Here is a 20780-nt window from a genome sequence, read left to right as displayed (position 1 = left end):
CGCGGTGGGATGCTTTAGGCTCAAGGTATCCCAAGACAATAACAACAGGCTTACCGATGAGCCACGTACCTGAAAAGATGAGCCTCAGCCCGCTGCGCAAGTTCGTTTCCCCTGAAATCATGTTCGGTGCCGGTTGTCGGCACAATGTCGGCAATTACGCCAAGACTTTCGGTGCACGCAAGGTGCTGATCGTCACCGATCCCGGGGTCATCGCCGCCGGTTGGGTGGCTGACGTCGAAGCCAGTCTCCAGGCCCAAGGCATCGACTACTGCGTCTACAGCGCAGTCTCGCCCAATCCGCGGGTCGAGGAAGTGATGCTCGGTGCCGACCTTTACCGGGAAAACCATTGCGATGTCATCGTCGCGGTGGGCGGTGGCAGCCCGATGGATTGCGGCAAAGGCATCGGCATTGTCGTTGCCCACGGTCGCAACATCCTCGAGTTCGAAGGCGTCGACACCCTGCACGTGCCCAGCCCGCCACTGATCCTGATCCCCACCACGGCGGGGACGTCGGCGGACGTGTCGCAGTTCGTGATCATCTCCAACCAGCAAGAACGCATGAAATTCTCCATCGTCAGCAAGGCGGCGGTGCCGGACGTGTCGCTGATCGACCCGGAAACCACCCTGAGCATGGACCCGTTCCTGTCCGCCTGTACCGGCATCGACGCGCTGGTGCATGCCATCGAGGCGTTCGTGTCCACCGGCCATGGGCCGTTGACCGACCCCCATGCCCTAGAGGCGATGCGCCTGATCAACAGCAACCTGGTGCAGATGATCGCCAACCCGGCGGACATCGCCCTGCGGGAAAAAATCATGCTGGGCAGCATGCAGGCCGGGCTGGCGTTTTCCAACGCAATCCTCGGCGCGGTGCACGCGATGTCCCACAGCCTGGGCGGTTTCCTCGATTTGCCCCATGGTTTGTGCAACGCGGTACTGGTGGAGCACGTGGTGGCGTTCAACTACAACTCGGCGCCGGAGCGTTTCAAGGTGATTGCCGAGACGCTGGGCATCGACTGCCGAGGGCTCAACCACCGGCAGATCCGCACTCGGCTGGTGGAGCACCTGATTGCCCTCAAGCACACTATCGGCTTCCACGAGACGCTGGGCCTGCATGGCGTGAGCACCTCGGACATTCCGTTCCTGTCGCAGCATGCGATGCACGACCCGTGCATCCTCACCAACCCTCGGGAGTCGAGCCAGCGGGATGTCGAGGTCGTCTATGGCGAAGCCCTCTGACGAGCAGCAAAAAGCCCTGGCGGGGCTGTTGGGGCTGGGCAATCACTCAACGCGCAAGAGTCACTACCCGGAACTGGCGGCGCGCCTCGATGAACTGGAGCAGGCCCGGCAACACCTGCAACAGCTCAATGATCAACTGGAACAGCGGGTGGCCGAGCGCACCGACGCGTTGCTGGAGGCTAACCACAACCTGCAGCAGCAGATTGTCCAGCGCGAACTGATCGAGCAACAGTTGCGCGATGCCCGGGACGCCGCCCAGGCCGCCAACCGCAGCAAGGACAAATACCTGGCCGCCGCCAGCCATGACCTGTTGCAGCCACTCAACGCGGCCCGCCTGCTGATCGCCACGTTGCGTGAGCGCCATTTACCTACCGCCGAGCATGTGCTGGTGGAACGGACTCATCAGGCGCTCGAAGGGGCCGAAGACCTGCTCACCGACTTGCTGGACATTTCCCGGCTGGACCAGGCCGCCGTCAAGCCCGACCTGGCGCCGTATCGGCTGGATGAGTTGTTGGGGCCGCTGGTTTCCGAGTTTCAATCGGTGGCCGGCGCCGCGGGGTTGGAATTGCGGGTGCGGTTTGGCGATGAAGCCGTGCTGACCGACCTGCGATTGATCAGCCGTATCCTGCGCAACCTGCTGAGCAATGCCTGCCGCTACACCACTCAGGGCGGTATTCTCCTGGCGGCCCGGCGCCGGGGAGGGCGCTTGAGCATCGAGGTCTGGGACACTGGGCGGGGCATCGCTGCCGATTGCCTGGAGTCGATTTTCCTCGAATTCAACCAACTCGATGTCGGCCGGGCGGCGGATCGCAAAGGCGTGGGCCTGGGGTTGGCGATTGTCGAACGTATCGCCCACATCCTCGGTTACCGGGTCAAGGTGCGTTCTCGGCCGGGACGGGGCTCGGTGTTCAGTATCGAGGTGCCGCTGTCCAGCGAAAAACCCCTGCCAGTGTCCCAGGTTCCGGTACAGGCGGTCGCGGGCAACCCGCTACCGGGACGCCGTTTGTTGGTGATCGACAATGAGTTGAGCATCTTGCAAAGCATGGCGGCGTTGTTGGGGCAGTGGGGCTGCGAAGTCTTGACCGCCACCGACGAAGCGGGCGCCCTGGATGTGCTGCAAGGCCGTGCGCCGGAGCTGATCCTGGCGGATTTCCACCTGGATCACGGGGTCGTGGGCTGTGAAGTGGTCAAGCATCTGCGCGAGCATTTCCACCAGGCGATCCCTGCGGTGATCATCACCGCCGACCGCAGCGACCAGTGCCGCCGCGCCTTGCGCAAACTGGGTGCGCCGCTGCTCAACAAACCGCTCAAGCCTGGCAAGTTGCGGGCGGTGTTGAGTCAGATGCTCGGGTAGGGGACCCGAGGCAGGCCTCACCTGGTGAGGTCCCCGAAACCGTCTCCACCACAATCCCCAGTGGCAGCGAGGCTGCGCGCGATAACAAATTAGTGTTATGTTATCCGTTCCCGTTTGGTAGGAGTTCTCATTCCCTGCCTTGCACGGACCAACGACCTCCATCCGAGTAAAGCCATGAGCCTACCTTCAAGCATGACGAGCCCGTCCGGCGTCATCGTGCCTTTATTTGCAATCAGCGCCGCCAAAACCCATGTGCGCATGCTCGCCATCGATGCCTTGCGAGGTTTCGTCATGCTGCTGATGCTGGTGGATCATGTTCGCGAGACATTCCTGCTGCACCGTCAGGTCACCGACCCCATCGATGCGCTGAGCGTGACCCCGGACCTGTATTTCACCCGCCTGCTCAGTACGCTCTGTGCCCCGGTCTTCATCTTCCTCACCGGTTTGTCGGCCTGGCTCTACAGCCAGAAACACACCGCCGGCCAGACCTCGTTGTTCCTGCTCAAGCGTGGCCTGTTCCTGGTTTTCCTGGAACTGACTTTCGTGTGTTTCGCCTGGAACGCCGAGTTCCCGCCCAAGACACTGTGGTTGCAAGTGATCTGGTGCATTGGCATTTGCATGATTGTCCTGGCTGCGTTGTTGCACCTCAAGCGCCGTTGGCTGATTCTCCTCGGCGTTGCCATCGTTGCTGGACACAATCTGTTGGACGGTGTGGTGCCAGGGCCTGACTCACCGTTTTTCGTGCCGTGGTCGATTCTTCATCAACGGGCATTCATCGATATCACCGAGTTCACCCGGGCCCGTACCACGTATCCAGTGCTGCCGTGGATCGGCGTGATCCTGCTGGGCTGGGCCATCGGGCCGTGGTTTGGCAAGGATGTTGAACCCGCCGTGCGCCTGCGACGGTTGTTCAAGATGGGCCTGGGCCTGCTGCTGGCCTTTGTGCTCATTCGTTACCTGAACGTGTACGGCGACAAACCCTGGCTCCAGACCGGCGACGCGCTACGCACCTTCATGAGCTTCATGAGCGCGACGAAGTATCCGCCGTCGCTGATGTTCCTGATGCCGACCCTGGGAATAGGGCTGATGTTGCTGGCACTCTTTGAAAAAGCCCAGGATCGGGGAGCCATCGCGCTGTTGGCGATCTATGGCGGCGCACCGATGTTTTTCTACCTGCTGCACCTTTACGTGCTCAAGGCCCTGTACCTGACCGCCGTTGCCATCTGGGGCACCAACCAGGGTACCTATTTCGGATTCGATGATTTACCCATGGTGTGGTTGTGGAGTGTGTTGCTGGGTGTCGTGCTGTTTTTTCCGACACGTTGGTTTGCCGGGCTCAAGCAACGGCGGCGTGATATCGCGATCCTCAAGTATCTTTGACCCGCAGGGGCTCTGGTCGCGCGAACGATGGCGATCAGGGCTATTAAAATGCCGTCATTTGGTCGGCGTTTTTGTCAGGAATGTAAAAAGACGTTTCGGTCTGTTTATTTCCTTATGTAAACTCCCCCCGCTGCGACAATCGGACACGGCCGCGCCATGCCCGATGAACACCGTTCGCAGCGTCCCTCACCCCAGCTGAAGCCAAGACCTACAAGAAGTCAGCGCCGGAGAGATATAAACGAGAGGCCGACGTATTGCTCGGCCCTGTAGGTCCATCCTCCGGTCCTTCTCGATAGCCGCCCTGCTGGCGTTGCCGGCCATGGACGTGGGCTATCCGTGATCAGGACAGGTGGACGGAATGGCGTTCATCCTAGGGATACACACATGTTGAAGAAAACACACACGGCGCTACTGGGCCTGGCGATGGCGATGGGTCTTGCGACCACGCATGCCGCCGAGCCAAAAAAAGTGGATGTCTTGCTCATTGGTGGGGGCATCATGAGCTCGACACTCGGCGTCTGGCTCAATGAGCTGGAGCCGGGCTGGACCATGGAAATGGTCGAGCGCCTGGACGGTGTTGCCGAAGAGAGCTCCAACGGCTGGAACAATGCCGGTACCGGTCACTCTGCGCTGGCCGAGCTGAACTACACGCCGGAAGACAAGAACGGCAAGGTCGATATCTCCAAGGCCATCGAAATCAACGAAGCCTTCCAGATCTCCCGTCAGTTCTGGTCCTGGCAGGTCAAGAACGGCGTGTTGAAGAACCCGCGTTCGTTCATTAACTCCACGCCGCACATGAGCTTTTTGTGGGGCGACGAGAACATCGCGTTCCTGAAGAAGCGCTACGAAGCCCTCCAGGCCAGCCCGTTGTTCGCCGGCATGCAGTATTCCGAAGATCGCGAGCAGATCAGCAAGTGGGTGCCGCTGATGATGCAAGGGCGTGACCCGAGCCAGAAAGTCGCGGCCACTTGGAGTCCACTGGGCACCGACGTGAACTTCGGCGAAATCACGCGTCAATTCGCAGCTTACCTGCAAACCAAGCCGAACTTCTCCCTCAAGCTGTCCAGCGAAGTGGAAGAGATCACCCGCAACGAAGACGGCACCTGGCGCGTTTCGTACAAGAACCTGAAAGACGGTACCGAAACCGAGACCGACGCCAAGTTCGTGTTCATCGGCGCCGGCGGTGGTGCCTTGCACCTGCTGCAGAAGTCCGACATTCCGGAAGCCCGTGAATACGCAGGTTTCCCGGTGGGTGGTTCGTTCCTGGTCACCGAAAACCCGACCGTCGCCCAGCTGCACCTGGCCAAGGCCTACGGCAAGGCTTCGGTGGGCGCACCGCCGATGTCGGTTCCGCACCTGGACACCCGTGTGCTCGATGGCAAGCGCGTGATCCTGTTTGGCCCGTTCGCAACCTTCTCCACCAAGTTCCTGAAGAACGGTTCGTACTTCGACCTGCTGACCAGCACCACCACCCACAACGTGTGGCCGATGACCAAGGTCGGTATCGAACAGTACCCACTGGTCGAGTACCTGGCCGGTCAACTGATGCTGTCGGATGAAGATCGCTTCAACGCCCTGAAAGAGTACTTCCCGGAGGCCAAGCAGGAAGACTGGCGCCTGTGGCAGGCTGGTCAGCGCGTGCAGATCATCAAGCGTGACGAAGAGAAGGGCGGCGTGCTGAAACTCGGCACCGAAGTGGTCGCGTCCCAGGACGGCAGCATCGCCGGCCTGCTGGGTGCCTCGCCAGGCGCCTCGACCGCCGCACCGATCATGCTGACCGTGCTTGAAAAGGTCTTCAAGGACAAGGTCGCCAGCCCGGCCTGGCAGGAAAAACTGCACCAGATCGTGCCAAGCTACGGCACCAAGCTCAACGATAGCCCTGAGCGTGTCGCCCAGGAATGGGCCTACACCAGCGAGGTCCTGCAACTGGATCCTCCGCCGGCGATTGGCAAGCCAGGCGCCACCGCGGCACCGGCCAAGCCGGGCGCAGCCCGTGAAGCCAACCCAGCGGCTGACATGGCGCTGTAAACCGGACGCCGTCTGGTGAGGTACAAAAACGCCGCTCATTGAGCGGCGTTTTTTTTGGGCTCGGTTAACCCTGTGGGAGCGAGCCTGCTCGCGATAGCGATGGCCCGGCCACCGCGCTATTGAGTGCCAAACATCGCCGTCCAATAGATCCCGGCATCGCTTTTCGGGTCGCTCGCGTACCCGGCGCCCAATTCGCGGAACTGCGGGTTCATCAGGTTGGCGCAGTGCCCCGGGCTGGCCAGCCAGCCGTCCACCACCTTGAGCGCAGTGTCCTGTCCGGCGGCGATGTTCTCGCCGATCAACTGGCCCAGATAGCCGGCCAGTTCGGCGCGGTCGCCCGGCATGCGGTTGTCGCGGTCCTTGTGGTCGAAGAAATTGTTGTTGGCCATGGCCCGGGTGTGGTTCACAGCGGCCAGGGCCAAGGTGGCGTTCCAGGCCAGCGGCGTGGTGGCGGCGAAGGTTTCGGTGCCACAGCGACGCGGCTGGGTGCGGGCACTGTTGATCAGTTTCAGCAGCTTCTGGCCCTCGGCTTGCCAATCACCCAGGCGCGCCGACAACAGTGGGCGCGCCAGCACGATACGCCATTCGCGGTCCAGGCGGCTGACGCCGATGTCGATGAACTGCGGGTCGAGTACTACCTGGCAGAAGCTTTCCTGGACGGCTTTCATGGCTGATTGCGCGTCGCGCGGCCCGGACAGGCTGATGGCCTGCACGTTGACCATTGGATAGGCCGCCCGCGCCAGCGCCTGCTGCAGGTCGCCGATGCCATTGGCCGACAGGATCAGCCGGGAATCCATCGCCAGCGGTGGCAACTCCAGCGAGGCCTGGCCGGCACAGCTTTGGGACTGGCTGCGGTAAAGGTTGATGGACTCGACCAGTTGCGTCTCTTCGGTGGCCGTGGCACCGGTGGTGAATAGCAGGCCCAGCGACAGCACGACAAGACCCATGACGGATGAAATGGCACGCATGTAAATCTCCCTTGAGCGGACGGCGCCTATGATGCGCAATTTTTGCCCCGCTGGGGCAACGGTATTCACGCTCTTTTGAAATCCCTTGGAACGGCACCGTTGGGTAGCGTTCGGGATGATCCTCAAATAGTGGGATCAACTTTCAGGCGAATAAGTCCATTTCCATCGTTTCAAGGCCATAAAATTGCAGATTATCAGCTCATCCAGTTCCCGCCATCGACGTTATAGGTCTGCGCGACCACGTACTCGCTCTCCGTCGAGGCGAGGAAAATCGCCATCCCGGTGAGGTCTTCCGCAGTGCCCATCCGGCCATAGGGCACCTGTTGCCCTGCCTGGCGCTTCTTTTCCCCCAACGGCAGGTTTTCGTGGCGGGCGAACAACGCATCCACGCCATCCCAATGCTCGCCATCCACCACGCCGGGGGCGATGGCGTTGACGTTGATCCGATGCTTGATCAGATCCAGCCCGGCGGACTGGGTCAGGCTGATCACCGCTGCCTTGGTGGCGCAATAGACACCGACCAGCGCTTCGCCACGCCGACCGGCCTGGCTGGCCATGTTGATGATCCGGCCGCCATGGCCCTGGCGGATCATCTGCCGCGCCGCCGCTTGCAGGGTGAACAGCGTGCCGGCGACATTGATGGAAAACAGCCGCTCGTAGCTCTGGCGGGTGATTTCCACGATGGGCGCCAGGTCGAACAGCGCGGCGTTGTTGATCAGGATATCCAGCTTGCCCACCCGGGCCACCACGGCCTCGATGGCCTGGTCGATCGAAGCCTGGTCCGTCACGTCCATTTTGACCGCGTAGGCGCTATCGCCCAGTTCGGCGGCGGTGGCCTGGGCCCGCTCCAGGTCGATATCGGCGATCGCTACCGTGGCGCCTTCGTTGATGTAGGCCTGGGCGAATGTCCTGCCGATACCGCGGGCGGCACCGGTCACCAGGGCACTTTTTCCTTCCAGTCTTTTCATGGGGTTGTCCTGTCTTCAGTCTAGGTAGTAGGCGGCGCACACAGCCGTGTGGCGAGGGAGCTTGCTCCCGCTCGAGTGCGTAGCACTCGCCGATGTGGGGCCGCTGCGCCACCCAGCGGGAGCAAGCTCCCTCGCCACAAAAGGCCGGTACCAATCGTTATAACTTTGGATACCCGGCCCGTTTCATCTCCCGCTCGGTACTCGATTGCGCCGAGGCCAATGCCTGTTCCACTGTGATCTGTCCGGTGATGGCGGCGGTAAACAGCTGGCCGACGGAGGTGCCGATGGCTTGGAACTCTGGAATCGTCACGTACTGGATGCCCACGTACGGCACCGGTTCGTCGCCAATGGCAAGCCGATTACAGCAGCGCCCGTGGAGGCCGGCAAACGCAGGGAGGATCGTGCGCTGATACTTTTTTTAACGCCTTGAGGGCGACAGGTGCGGGTTAAAAAAGTATCAGTGGCCGGTCAGGCCGAGGCTGGCGAAGCGCTGCGCACTCGGCGTAAGGTGCCCGCTATAACGATAAAAGAGGCGCGACATGCCTGATCCCCGAACGCCCCTGTTCGAGCAGCGACCAGCCGAACTGGAAGTCATCCTGCCTGAGCCCGAACACAGTTTTCGCTGGTACGAGCATGATTACCCGTACCCGATGGCGCGCTGGAACCATCACCCTGAATTTGAAATCCACCTGATCCGCCAGGGCAGCGGCAAGCTGTTGGCGGGCGACTACATCGGTCCGTTTGGCCCTGGCCATGTGGCGATGATCGGCCCGGACTTGCCCCACGACTGGATGGGCGACCTGGCGTCGGGCGAGCACCTGCCCGGGCGCGACGTGGTCTTGCAGTTCGACGGTGCCACGTTGCTGACCTTGCGCCGAACCCTGCCCGAACTGGGCGATTTGCAGGGCTTGTTCGAACGCGCCCGCCGCGGCCTGGCCTTCGGCGGCAACACCGCGCGGCAGGCCGCGCACCTGCTGGAAGCCATCGGCCCGGCCCAGGGACTGGCGCGGTTGGCGCTGTTCCTGGAACTGCTTCACACCCTCAACCAAGCCCCTGGCGACGAAGCCTTGAGCCTGGCGAGCCCTTGCTATGCGCCGACCCTCGATGCGCGCAGCTCCGAGCGCATCCATAAAGCCTTCGAATACTTGCAGGCCGAACTCACCGGCGACCTGCGCCTGTCGGTGATCGCCCGCCAATTGGACATGAGCGAGCCAGGCTTCTCGAGGTTCTTCAAGCGCATCACCGGGCACGGTTTCATTGACTTGATGCGCAAGCTGCGGGTCCAGCGTGCCTGTCGCTTGCTGTTGCAGAGTGAAATGCCCGTGACCGATATCTGTTTTGAAGTGGGCTACAACAACTTGTCCAACTTCAACCGGCATTTTCGGATAGAAATGAACCAGACCCCCAGCGAGTACCGGCGGGGCGCTTTTGCCCCTGCTTGACGGAGCCTGCCATGTTGACCGTCGTTGAACTCCAACAGGTAATGTTGTTCACTCAAGGCCGGCGATATACCCGTGGCGAGGGAGCTTGCTCCCGCTGGGGCGCGAAGCGGCCCCAAGACCTGCCTTCGCAGCATCTCCCAGGTTCGGTGTTCAGTCCGGTACACCTTTTTGATGCTTCTTCAACCGATACGCGAACTGTGCCCGGCTCAGCCCCAATGAGCGTGCGGCCGCTGCCAGGTTGCCGCTGCTCAGTTGCAGGGCTTCGTTGATCAGCCGTGACTCCAGGCCGTCAATGGAGAAGTCCGAGTCCAGTTGGCTGAGGGACTGGAGCAACGCCGGTTTTTCCGCGGGGTCGTTGGCGGCCGTGCCCATCGGCGAGAGGCCGCCGTGCAGGTCTACGGAATACGCATCCACCGGCAGTTGCTCATTGCGAAACAGATGGACCAGGTCAATCGCCTGGCCTTCTTCGCTGGCGATCAGGCCGCGCTCGATGAGGTTCTGCAATTCGCGCACGTTGCCCGGGAAGTCATAGCGCAGCAGGACCTTCAAGGCGCGCATGGTCAGGCCCATCGGGGTGCGGCCGTATTCCTGGCAAAAGCGCTTGAGGAAGGCATTGATCAGCAGCGGTATGTCATCGCGACGCTCGCGCAAGGGCGGCAGGGCGATGGGGTAGACGTTGAGCCGATAGAACAGGTCTTCACGGAACGCGCCGTCCGCCACGGCCTTGCGCAGGTCGATGTTGGTGGCCGCCACGACCCGCACATCGACCTTGATGCCGTGGCCACCACCGATCCGTTCGATTTCCCGCTCCTGCAAGGCGCGCAGCAACTTGCTTTGCCCGGCCAGGCTCAGGCAGGTGATCTCATCCAGGAACAACGTGCCGCCATGGGCTCGCTCGAAACGACCGGGACGTGAATGGGTGGCCCCGGTATAGGCACCGCGTTCGACGCCAAACAGTTCGGCTTCGATCAGGTTGTCGGGGATGGCCGCGCAGTTGAGGGCGATGAACGGACCATCGCGTCGGCGACTCAGTTGGTGCAGCTGGCGGGCGAACATCTCCTTGCCGACGCCGGATTCGCCGCTGACCAGTACGGTGGCGGGGGTCAAGGCCACCCGCCGCAAGGCTTGGGTCGCGGCGTTGAAGGCGGCGCTGGCACCGATCAGCGGCTGTTCGCTGTCCGGCAGCGGGGCGGTGCCGGCAACGCTGTCGGACTGGCTGTCGGTGCGCGCGACGACCGCTGGCGGTGAGGCATTGAGGTAATTGAGGTCCTGCTCGACATCGCCCCATTGCTCGGCGGTCTTGCCGACGACTCGGCAGCGTTCGTGTCCCATGCCTCGGCATTCCACTTCGCGGAAGATCACCAGTTGCCCGAACAACCCGCTGACGAAACCGATGGCATAGCCCAGCTCGGTCCAGCACACCGGATCCTGCCCGGTGCCATAGGCGGCGACATGCTCGTCGGCCTCACAGGAGTGGTGCCAGAGAAATTCCCCTTCATAGAACCCGGAGTCGGCATCGAACTTGAAATGCAGTGGCTCGACCTTGGTCATGCCTTCAAGGGTGTGCAGATGCGTGCCGGCGCGAAATACCGCTGCGGCATCGGCGTGGGGCCAACGTTCGCGAATCAGCCGGGCGTCCCGGGCGCCGGAGGAATAGCCGGTGCGGGTGAGCATCCCGCGGGCCTGTTCCAGCCCCTGGCGTTCGATGATTTCCCGGCGCAACGCACCGAAGGATGAGCTGTGCAGCAGCAACATGCGTTGGTCGTTGAGCCAGATACGGCCATCGTCGGGGGAGAAAAACAGACATGCGGTGAGTTCTGCCGTCGTGGGCGAGCTGTTGTCGGTCAGCTCGTTGCTGTCACCCCGTGGACGGAAGTGCTCGGTGGCGATCCGGTGATCCGGCAATTGGCAGTGGGGATTATTCATTGTTATGCCCCTGATGGCGGGTGATCGAAATGATCATCTGGCGAGATAGTTATTAAGCATAACTTTATCAAATGAACAAGTGGCAGCTGGCCAACGGCCACGTCGGCAGATGCGTCATCAGGCTTGCACTCGATGCAAAGCATTGATCCAGAGCCCTGCGCCAGGTTTATCAACGTCCGCAGGCGAAACCGGCACAGCGCTTGCTCAAGCACTTGCACGGCGTTTGCCTCGATACCTTCCAGGTGCGGCAAACGATGACAACAACAAAGAGCCGGGAGTGTTAAATGTCTGCATCCAAAAGCCACCTGTTGTCCCAGGTGATCGAGTCGGAATGTGTCTTCAACGGTGACTGGGTGCCTGCGTCGGGGCCATTGCAATCGATCATTGAACCGGCCACCGGTGAGCGGTTGATGCGCTGTGCCACGGCTGACTCCGCCGACATTGCCAAGGCCAGCCGCGACGCAGCCCTGGCGCAGCCGGGGTGGGCGGCGCTGGGCCCGCGGCAACGCGCGGCGATCTTCCGCAAGGCCGCCGAGGTGGCCGAGCATTCCTTCAACGAACTGGCACTGTACGTGGCTCGGGAGACCGGCGCCGCACTGTTCAAGGGGCAACACGAAGTGCGCGAAGCCATCGTGCTGTTGCATCAGGCCGCCGGCCTGCTGTCCCAGGCCCATGGGGTGGTCCTGCCCAGCGAGGCGGGGCGCCTGTCTTATGCGCGGCGCCAGCCCCATGGCGTGGTCGGCGTGATTTCGCCCTTCAACTTCCCCCTGGTGCTGTCCATGCGCTCCGTTGCGCCAGCCCTGGCGGCGGGCAATGCGGTGGTGCTCAAGCCGGATCCGCAGACCCCGGTGAGCGGCGGTTTCCTCATCGCTCGGTTGTTCGAGGTGGCAGGGCTGCCCAAGGGCCTGTTGCAAGTGTTGCCCGGCGCGGCGGATGCCGGTGAGGCGCTGTGCCGCGACCCTAACGTGCGCATGATCGCCTTTACCGGTTCCACGGGTGCCGGTCGCAAGGTCGCTGAAGTCGCCGGGCGCAACCTGAAGAAGGTCGCGCTGGAGTTGGGGGGCAAGAACCCGCTGATCATTCTTGAAGACGCCGACCTCGACCTCGCCGCGCGCAATGCGGCCTGGGGCGCCTGGCTGCATCAAGGGCAGATTTGCATGGCCACGGGGTTGATCCTCGCCCATGAATCCATCGCCGAAGAACTGACCCGCAAACTGGTGGAAAAGGCCCGGGCCTTGACGGTAGGCAACGCCGCCCAGGGCGAAGCCGCGTTGGGGCCGCTGATCAATCAGCGCCAACTGAAACGGGTGCACGACATCGTCAGCGACTCCGTGCGCGCCGGCGCCCGGCTGGAGGCAGGCGGCGAGCACGATCGACTGTTCTACCAGGCCACCGTGCTCAGCGGCGTGAAACCGGGCATGCGTGCCTTCGACGAGGAAATCTTCGGCCCCGTGGCAACGGTGGTCAGCTTCGCCACCGATGATGAAGCCGTCGAGTTGGCCAACCGCACCGAGTACGGTTTGGCGGCGGCGATCATTTCGTCGTCGGTGGGCCGGGCCATGGCCATCGGTGAGCGGTTGCAGTGCGGCATGTTGCACATCAATGACCAGACCGTCGCCGACGAGTGCATCAACCCGTTCGGCGGACGCGGCGCCTCGGGCAATGGCGGCAGCGTCGGCGGCCCGGCGGACTGGGACGAATACACCCAATGGCAGTGGGTGACGGTCAAGGACAAGGCGCCGGTCTACCCCTTCTGACAGACAGGATTACAGGGCCCGATGAGCTGAGGGCCCTGCGAGTACACAAAAATAATAAGAGGACTCAACATGAAACTCGACAACAAGATTGTGCTGGTCACCGGTGTCTCGTCAGGCATTGGTGCTGCCACGGCAAGCCTGCTGCGCACTCATGGTGCCCAGGTGATTGGCGTCGATCTCAAGGCGCCGCACATGACCCTGGACGGTTTTGTGCAAGGCGATTTGAGTAGCGCCGAAAACATCGAACGGTTGCTGCCGCAGCTACCCGCACGGCTCGACAGCCTGTGCAACATCGCCGGGGTGCCGGGCACCGCAAACCCGCAACTGCTGGCGCGGGTCAACTACCTTGGGTTGCGCCACTTGAGCCGTGCGCTGCTGCCGCGCATCAACGCTGGCGGCAGCATCGTCAATATCGCCTCGATCCTCGGCGCCGAATGGCCGTTGCGCCTGGAACAGCACAAGGCGCTGGCGCGCATCGAGGATTTTACCGCCGCGCAAGCCTGGCTGGCCGACCACCGGGTGCCGGACCAGACCTGCTACCAGTACTTCAAGGAAGCCTTGATCGTCTGGACCTACCTGCAGGCCCAACCCTGGTTTCTTGAGCATTCGGTGCGCATGAACAGTGTTGCGCCAGGCCCAGTGTTCACGCCGATCCTCGACGACTTCGTGAGCATGCTCGGCGAGGCCCGGACCCAGGCCGATGCCCATCGCATGAAACGTCCTGCTTACGCCGATGAGGTGGCGGCGGTGATCGCTTTCCTGTGTGCCGACGAGTCGCGCTGGATCAACGGCGTCAACCTGCCGGTCGATGGTGGATTGGCCTCCACCTACATCTGAATGCGCATCCGTAGAACGGTGCAAGCCGCTACCCGAGCGTGTTGGCTGCAAAGCCATGCCCAAAAATAACAATAATGAGAAGCGTCCATGGATAACCTCAAAGATTGCTTTGGTTTCAAGCATTGCGCCCTGTTCCTGGCGTTATGCAGCACCGGTGTGATGGTCGAAAGGGTCCAGGCCATGCAAATGGACCTGGGTGACTCCGACTGGAAACTGCGCTGGGACAACACCATCAAGTACAGCCAGGCCTGGCGCCTGCGAGGGCAGGACAGCCGCCTGACCAACGCCTCGACCGCCAACGGTCTGTACCCTTCGATCCAGAGCCAGGGCGACAAGAATTTCAGTCGCGGCCTGGTCTCCAATCGCCTGGACCTGTTTTCCGAAATGGACCTGAGCCGGCAAAACTATGGTCTGCGCGTGAGCGGCGCAGCCTGGTACGACGATATCTACAACCAGGACACCGACAGCAGCGAGCAGCCCCACTTCCTCAGCGAAACCCGCAAGCTCCACGGCCGTGATGCGGAAATTCTCGACGCCTTCGTGTTCCTGCGCGGTGACCTTGGCGAAGACTCCCAGGGCGTGGTGCGCGTGGGCCGGCACAGTCTCATCTACGGTGAAAGCCTGTTCTACGGCGGCAACGGCATCGCCAATGCCCAGGGGCCGAGCGATGTGGTCAAGTTGCTCAGCGTGCCGGGGACCCAGTTCAAGGAGATCCTGCGGCCGGTCAATCAGATTTCCGGGCAGTTGCAGATCAACCCGCAGTTGTCGGTGGGGGCTTACTATCAGTTCGAGTGGGAGCGCTCCAACGTTCCCGGTGCCGGCAGCTACCTGAGCGATGTCGATGCCATTGGCTACGGTAGTGGTCCGTTGCGCGAAGTGTTTGGCAACGACACCGTCAATGCCGGTGACTTGAAGCCGCGCAATTCGGGGCAGGGCGGTATGCAGATCCGCTACAAGCCTGATGGGACCGAACTGGAGCTGGGTTTCTACGCCGCGCAGTACCACGACAAAGCCCCGAGTGGCCTGTACGCCTACCTCGACGGGCCCGCCTCGGCGGCCACTGGCTTGCCGATCCTGGGTTCCTATCGCCAGGTCTACGCCGAAGACATCAAGACCGCCGGCGTCAGTTTCTCCACCGCCCACGGGCCGTTCAACTTCGCCGGTGAAACCTCCGTGCGCTGGAACGCGCCGCTGGTCAGCAATCTGCAAGTGGTCGCGCCAGGCCTGGACGTCGATGGCGGTAACGATGAGCTGTTTGCCCGAGGCAAGACCGCCCACGCCAACCTGTCGGCGATTTACCTGTTGTCGCCCACCTCGTTCTGGGACGGCGGTTCCGCGCTGGCCGAACTGGCCTGGAACCGTACCTTGAGCGTGACCAAGAACGCGGCGGCCCTGGACTCCAATACCACCCGCGATGCCACGGCGTTGCGGGTACTGCTGGAACCGGCGTACTTCCAGGTGATCGACGGCATCGACCTGACCGTGCCGATTGGTATGGGCGTGGTACTCGATGGGCGTTCATCGGCCGTCAGCAAGGCAGGCTTCGGCAACACCCACTCCGGTGACTGGAGCGTCGGGGTCAAGGCAACCTACCTGCAGCGTTGGGACGTCGGCCTGAACTACGTGAACTTCTTCGGCGCACCGAAAGCCGGGCTGCGCGAGGACGGCAATTTCAGTTACGGACAGTCGTTGGCCGACCGCGACTTCGTCTCGCTCTACGTGAAAACCTCATTCTAATAAGGTGGATTCGCCATGCAGAACAACACATTGCTCAACACCTGCCTCCTGACGCTGGCCCTGGCCGGGGTGAGCCTGGCCCAGGCGGCGGTGTCGCCTGAACAGGTGGCACGCTTGAAGACTGAACTCACGCCCCTCGGCGCCGAGCGCGCCGGTAACGCCGATGGCAGTATCCCGGCCTGGGACGGTGGCTACACCAAGGTCGTGGCCGGCTACAAACCGGGCGATAAGCGGCCCGATCCGTTTGCCAGCGACAAGCCGCTGTACTCGATCAAGGCGTCGAACATGGAGCAGTACGCCGGCCAACTGGCGGAAGGTACCAAGCTTCTGCTGAAGAAATACCCGGACTACCGACTGGACGTGTACCCCACTCATCGCTCGGCGGCGGCACCACAATGGGTGTATGACAACACCGCCAAGAATGCCGGCCGCGCCACGTTGGATGTCGAGACCGAGAAAGTCAGCGGTGCCTTCGGCGGCATTCCGTTCCCGATCCCGGACAACGGCACGCAGGTGTTGTGGAATTACCGCTTGTCCTGGCAGGGGGCCGAGACCATCAGTGCGCCGTTCGATACGTGGCTGATGACCGCTGGCGGCAAGAAAGTCCAGGCCACCCGTGCCCTGTTCAGCTACCAGTTTCCCTACTATTCCGAGAACGGTAGCCCGGAACAATTCGCTGGCAAGTACCAGGTCGGCAAGTTATTGACTGAGCTGCCGTCCTCCAAGGCCGGAGAAGGCCTGATGACTCATTGGGACCTGGACCCGGGCAACCGTGCGGCCTGGCAATACCTGGTCGGCCAGCGCCGAGTGCGGCGGGCGCCGAACATCGCCTATGACACGCCGGACTTCGTCACCTCTGGCGTCGGTCTGTTCGACGAAGCGTTCATGCTGTTCGGCCCCACCGACCGCTACGACCTGAAGCTGGCGGGCAAGAAAGAACTGATCGTTCCCTACAACAATAATCGCGCCGGCCTGGTCAAGAGCGACGAGCTGGTCAAGCCGAACTTCCTCAACCCTGACCTGGTGCGTTGGGAGAAGCATCGGGTCTGGGTGGTCGAGGCCACGCTCAAATCCGGCAAGCGCCATGTGGTGCCGCGTCGGACCTATTACATCGATGAGGATTCGTGGCAGATCCTGTTGGTCGACGGCTATGACGCCCAAGGCAAGTTGGGACGGCAGATGTATTCGCTGACGCTGTTGGCCCCGGACATGCCGGTGCTCACTTCACAGGTCATGTGGGGCAGCTACAACCTCGATACCGGCGCCTATTTCCTCAATTCGTCGAGCAACGACCTGGCGGTCCAGTACCAGAAGATCGCCACGCCTTCGGCGTCCTTCTACACCCCGGATGCCATGGCGAACGAAAACATGCGTTGAACCCTGGAGCACCGCGGCGGGTGAGAGGCTCGTCGCGGATGCTGGCGATTTTCGAAGTGGGAAAAGACATGAACGTTGAACAATGCTTTGCGAGTTTTGCCCGGCGCTGGGGAGCCTGTGTCCTGGCGTCGTGCCTGTTGGCCAATAGTGCCATCGCGGCACCGGCCACGACGTTCGCCGCGCTCCAGCAATCGGCCTTACCGACGGCCAAGGCACCGCGTGCGGTGTTGCTTGGCTTGACCCGGGCCGGGGAGCGTCTGGTGGCGGTCGGTGAGCGCGGCATTGTGTTGCTCTCGGACGATTCCGGGACGACCTGGCGCCAGGCCCGCGTGCCGGTCAGTGTCAGCCTGACGGCGGTGCAATTCGTCGATGCCGAGCAGGGTTGGGCGGTCGGTCATCTGGGCGTGGTGTTGCACACCCAGGACGGCGGGGAAACCTGGCAAAAGCAACTCGACGGTCAGCGTGCCATCGCCTTGGCGGTGCAGTTCGCTGAGCGCGATGTCAATCAACCCGACGGTACCAGCCACTTGGCGCAGGCACGGCGCATGCTCGATGACGGACCGGATAAACCGTTTCTCGACCTGTACTTCAGTGACCGCCTGCACGGCTACGTCGTGGGTGCCTACAACCAGATCTTCCGTACCGACGACGGCGGGCGAAGCTGGCAGCCGTGGATGCGGCATGTGGACAATCCCCAGGGCTTGAACCTGTATGGCATCCGCGCCGTGGGCAACGATCTGTGGTTGGTGGGTGAGCGCGGTTTGCTGTTGCGTTCGACCGACGCAGGGCAGTCATTCCAGGCCTTGAAGTCGCCGTATGAGGGCAGCTTCTTCGGTCTGCTCGGCACCCGCGACGGGGCCTTGGTGGTCTATGGCCTGCGCGGCAACGCCTGGTGGTCCGGGGATCGTGGCAACAGTTGGCGCCGCCTTGATACCGGTATCGAATCGACACTGGCGAGTGCCCTCCAACTGCGCGACGGCGGCCTGTTGTTGGCCAGCCAGAGTGGTGAGCTTTTATTCAGCCATGACCAGGGGCGAAGCTTTGACAAGCGGCAGAGCCGCAGCGGCGGGACCCTCGCTGCCGTGCAGCAGGCGGTCGACGGCAGCCTGACCAGTGTCGGCTTGACCGGCGTGGCCGCTGACCAGGATCCGCGGGCCGCAGGTCAACCTTGAAACTTCACGGTGTAGCGCTATCGGGCCACGGCTCGTGCAACAGGAGTCAAACTTGAAAGACGATAAAACTCAAACCGTGATCGGCCGCCAGGAAGACTTTGACCGGGCGTCTGGCAACTTCGCTGAGCGAGCGATCTTCAACCATCGACCGCTGGTGATCCTGCTGTGCCTGCTGGTGACGTTGGTGCTCGGTTGGCAAGCCACGCGCATCGGCATCAATGCCAGCTACGAGAAGACCATTCCCACGGGGCATCCCTATGTCGCCAATTTCCTGGAGAATCGCAAGGAACTGAGCGGCCTGGGCAACTCGCTGCGCATCGCCGTGGAGGTCAAGCAGGGGAGTATTTTCACCAAGGACTACCTCGACACCCTGGCCAGGCTCAACGACGAGCTCTATCTGCTGCCGGGCGTCGACCGCCCCTACATGAAATCATTATGGACCCCGACCACGCGCTGGACCGCCGTGACCGAAGACGGGCTCGACGGCGGCACGGTGATCCCTGACGACTACGATGGCTCGGCCACCAGCCTCGAGCAGGTGCGAACCAACGTCGCCCGCTCCGGGGAAGTCGGTCAATTGGTCGCCGGCAACTTCAAGTCCAGCGTGATTTTCGTGCCGTTGCTGGAAATCAATCCGCAGACGGGCAAGGCGCTGGACTATGGCGAGTTTTCCCGACAACTGGAGGCGCTGCGAGACAAGTACCAGACCGATGACCTGCGGATTCATGTCACTGGCTTTACCAAGATCGTCGGCGACCTGATCGAGGGCATGACCCAGGTACTGCTGTTTTTCGTGGTGGCGGTGCTGGTGACGGTCTTGGTGCTGTTTGGCTACACCCGTTGCGCGCGAAGCACCTTGGTGGTGGTGATCTGTTCACTGGCGGCGGTGCTTTGGCAACTGGGGCTGCTGGCGCTGCTCGGTTATGAACTGGACCCTTACTCGGCCTTGGTGCCGTTCCTGGTGTTCGCCATTGGCATGAGCCATGGCGCGCAGAAGATGAACGGCATCATGCAGGACATCGGCCGCGGCACCCACCGGGTGGTCGCCGCGCGCTATACCTTCCGCCGACTGTTCGCCGCCGGCATCACCGCTTTGCTCTGCGATGCGGTGGGCTTCGCGGTGTTGCTGCTGATCAACATTCGGGTGATCCAGGACCTGGCAATCACCGCCAGCCTCGGGGTGGCGGTGCTGATTTTCACCAACCTGATCCTGCTGCCGATCCTGCTCAGCTATATCGGCGTCAGCCCGGCGGCAGCGCAACGCAGCCTGAGTGCGGAAACCACCGAGCAACAGGCGCAGATCAAGCATCCCCTGTGGCGTGTGCTTGATCTGTTCACCCAGCGGCGCTGGGCCACGGGCGCCATGTTGACTGGCTTGCTGTTGGCCGCGTCTGGTTTTGCCGTGAGCCTGCACCTGAAAATCGGCGACTTGGACCCTGGCGCTCCAGAGTTGCGTGCCGACTCGCGCTACAACCGCGATGCGTTGTTCATGACCCAGAACTATGCGGCCAGCTCGGATATTTTCGTGGTCATGATCAAGACCCCCGAGGATCAATGCACCCGTTACGCCAGCTTGTCCGCGGTAGATGCGCTGGCCTGGCAACTGGAGCAATTGCCCGGCGTGGAATCGACCACCTCGATGGCCGCGCTGAGCAAGATCGCCACGGTCGGTTATAACGAAGGCAACTTCAAATGGTATGAACTGATCCCCAATGACGGCGCACTGGGGGCCGTGCAAACCCGTGCCCCGCGAGAACTGTTCAATCAGGGCTGCTCGATGCTGTCGCTGTACGTTTACCTGGCCGATCACAAGGCTGACACCTTGAACCGGGTGGTGGAGGCCAGTGAGCAGTTTATCGCCGGGCACCAGATGCCGGAGGTCAAGTTCATGCTCGCGGCCGGCAGTGCGGGGATCGAAGCGGCGACCAATATCGTGGTGAAGAAGTCCATGCGCGAGATGCTGTTCTGGGTCTATGGCGCGGTCAGCCTGCTATGCCTGGTGACCTTCCGCAGCTGGCGCGCAACCCTGTGCGCGATGCTGCCGCTGATGCTCACCTCGATCCTGTGCGAGGCGCTGATGGTGGGGCTGGGCATGGGGGTGAAAGTCGCGACGCTGCCGGTCATTGCACTGGGCGTGGGCATCGGGGTCGATTATGCGCTCTATGTGTTGAGCGTGATCCTGGCGCGAATGCGGGCCGGTGACACCTTGGCCCAGGCGTATTACCAGGCGCTTCTGTTCACCGGCAAAGTGGTGTTGTTGACGGGCATGACTTTGGCTGTGGCGGTGTCGACCTGGGCGTTCTCGCCGATCAAGTTTCAAGCTGATATGGGGATTTTGCTGGCCTTCATGTTCTTGGTGAACATGCTCGGGGCCTTGATCTTGCTGCCGGCGTTGGCTTGGTTGCTGTTGCCGCAGAGGGTGTTTTTAAAAAAGCCTGAGTTGAGTCGGCAGGGGCGGTGGGTTAGAGGGTGATATGGCATTGCGCAATACCTGCGTTAAGCCCGCGTGGTGTGGTTCTTTGGTGATCGCGTTTACTCTGTGGGAGCGAGCTTGCTCGCGATGACGGTGGTCAGTCACATGCATGTCGGGCTTGCTGGC

The 20780-nt window shown here is 62.1% G+C and carries 14 protein-coding genes and 1 pseudogene; 11 read left to right on the top strand and 4 right to left on the bottom strand.

Going from position 1 to position 20780, the window contains the following annotated elements; translation table 11 throughout:
* Nucleotides 1-77 precede the first annotated feature (77 nt).
* The 4 genes from ercA (at nt 78) to mqo (ending at nt 5997) form a co-directional block, all read left to right on the top strand.
* Nucleotides 78-1235, top strand: coding sequence for an alcohol dehydrogenase-like regulatory protein ErcA (gene ercA / locus TK06_RS07000; protein WP_086936767.1), 1158 nt, complete (start codon nt 78-80; stop codon nt 1233-1235).
* Nucleotides 1219-2589: an ATP-binding response regulator gene (locus TK06_RS06995; RefSeq protein ID WP_063321441.1), complete on the top strand. Its 1371-nt coding sequence runs from the start codon at nt 1219-1221 to the stop codon at nt 2587-2589. The genes ercA and TK06_RS06995 overlap by 17 nt, the downstream gene beginning before the upstream one ends.
* A 174-nt stretch (nt 2590-2763) precedes the next feature.
* Nucleotides 2764-3969 carry a DUF1624 domain-containing protein gene (locus tag TK06_RS06990; protein ID WP_063321440.1) on the top strand — a complete coding sequence of 402 codons (1206 nt, stop codon included), beginning with the start codon at nt 2764-2766 and terminating at the stop codon, nt 3967-3969.
* A 384-nt stretch (nt 3970-4353) separates the two neighbouring features.
* A complete protein-coding gene (mqo, locus tag TK06_RS06985; protein ID WP_063321439.1) occupies nt 4354-5997 on the top strand; it encodes a malate dehydrogenase (quinone) in 1644 nt (547 codons plus the stop codon).
* A 116-nt stretch (nt 5998-6113) separates the two neighbouring features.
* Here the strand turns inward: mqo and TK06_RS06980 are convergent, their stop codons facing one another.
* The 3 genes and pseudogenes from TK06_RS06980 to TK06_RS30660 all read right to left on the bottom strand — a co-directional run.
* Nucleotides 6114-6965, bottom strand: coding sequence for a CAP domain-containing protein (locus TK06_RS06980; protein WP_063321438.1), 852 nt, complete (start codon nt 6963-6965; stop codon nt 6114-6116).
* 194 nt (nt 6966-7159) lie between these two features.
* Entirely contained in the window at nt 7160-7933 is a 774-nt protein-coding gene (locus tag TK06_RS06975) for an L-iditol 2-dehydrogenase (protein WP_063321437.1), read from the bottom strand.
* Between the two features lie 157 nt (nt 7934-8090).
* A pseudogene (locus TK06_RS30660) lies at nt 8091-8273 on the bottom strand (sugar ABC transporter substrate-binding protein); the annotation flags it as partial.
* Nucleotides 8274-8472: 199 nt separating this feature from the next.
* On the opposite strand from TK06_RS30660, the gene TK06_RS06970 reads away from it, so the two are divergent.
* Complete coding sequence (locus TK06_RS06970) at nt 8473-9375, top strand: AraC family transcriptional regulator (protein ID WP_063321436.1); 903 nt, start codon at nt 8473-8475, stop codon at nt 9373-9375.
* Between the two features lie 150 nt (nt 9376-9525).
* Here the strand turns inward: TK06_RS06970 and TK06_RS06965 are convergent, their stop codons facing one another.
* The gene (locus TK06_RS06965; protein ID WP_063321435.1) at nt 9526-11301 is read right to left on the bottom strand and encodes a sigma-54-dependent Fis family transcriptional regulator; all 1776 of its coding nucleotides are present in this window, start codon (nt 11299-11301) and stop codon (nt 9526-9528) included.
* 284 nt (nt 11302-11585) lie between these two features.
* On the opposite strand from TK06_RS06965, the gene TK06_RS06960 reads away from it, so the two are divergent.
* From TK06_RS06960 to TK06_RS06935, 6 genes are all read left to right on the top strand, one after another.
* On the top strand, nt 11586-13058 hold the full coding sequence (locus TK06_RS06960; protein WP_063321434.1) for a benzaldehyde dehydrogenase: 1473 nt from the start codon (nt 11586-11588) through the stop codon (nt 13056-13058).
* Nucleotides 13059-13127: 69 nt separating this feature from the next.
* Nucleotides 13128-13895: a coniferyl-alcohol dehydrogenase gene (locus tag TK06_RS06955; RefSeq protein ID WP_013693262.1), complete on the top strand. Its 768-nt coding sequence runs from the start codon at nt 13128-13130 to the stop codon at nt 13893-13895.
* Nucleotides 13896-13982: 87 nt separating this feature from the next.
* Complete coding sequence (locus TK06_RS06950; protein WP_063321433.1) at nt 13983-15632, top strand: DUF1302 domain-containing protein; 1650 nt, start codon at nt 13983-13985, stop codon at nt 15630-15632.
* A gap of 15 nt (nt 15633-15647) precedes the next feature.
* Complete coding sequence (locus tag TK06_RS06945) at nt 15648-17009, top strand: DUF1329 domain-containing protein (RefSeq protein WP_063321432.1); 1362 nt, start codon at nt 15648-15650, stop codon at nt 17007-17009.
* Between the two features lie 68 nt (nt 17010-17077).
* Nucleotides 17078-18181 (top strand): WD40/YVTN/BNR-like repeat-containing protein, encoded by a 1104-nt coding sequence (locus tag TK06_RS06940; protein WP_063325091.1) that lies wholly within the window; start codon nt 17078-17080, stop codon nt 18179-18181.
* A gap of 52 nt (nt 18182-18233) precedes the next feature.
* Nucleotides 18234-20654, top strand: a complete 2421-nt coding sequence (locus TK06_RS06935) for an efflux RND transporter permease subunit (protein ID WP_063321431.1) — start codon at nt 18234-18236, stop codon at nt 20652-20654.
* Nucleotides 20655-20780: the final 126 nt, after the last annotated feature.

Origin of the sequence: Pseudomonas fluorescens, from assembly GCF_001623525.1 — a bacterium.
Lineage (GTDB): Bacteria > Pseudomonadota > Gammaproteobacteria > Pseudomonadales > Pseudomonadaceae > Aquipseudomonas > Aquipseudomonas fluorescens_Q.
The sequence above is the reverse complement of the archived record's forward strand: the minus strand, read 5'-3'. Positions and strand labels throughout refer to the sequence as shown.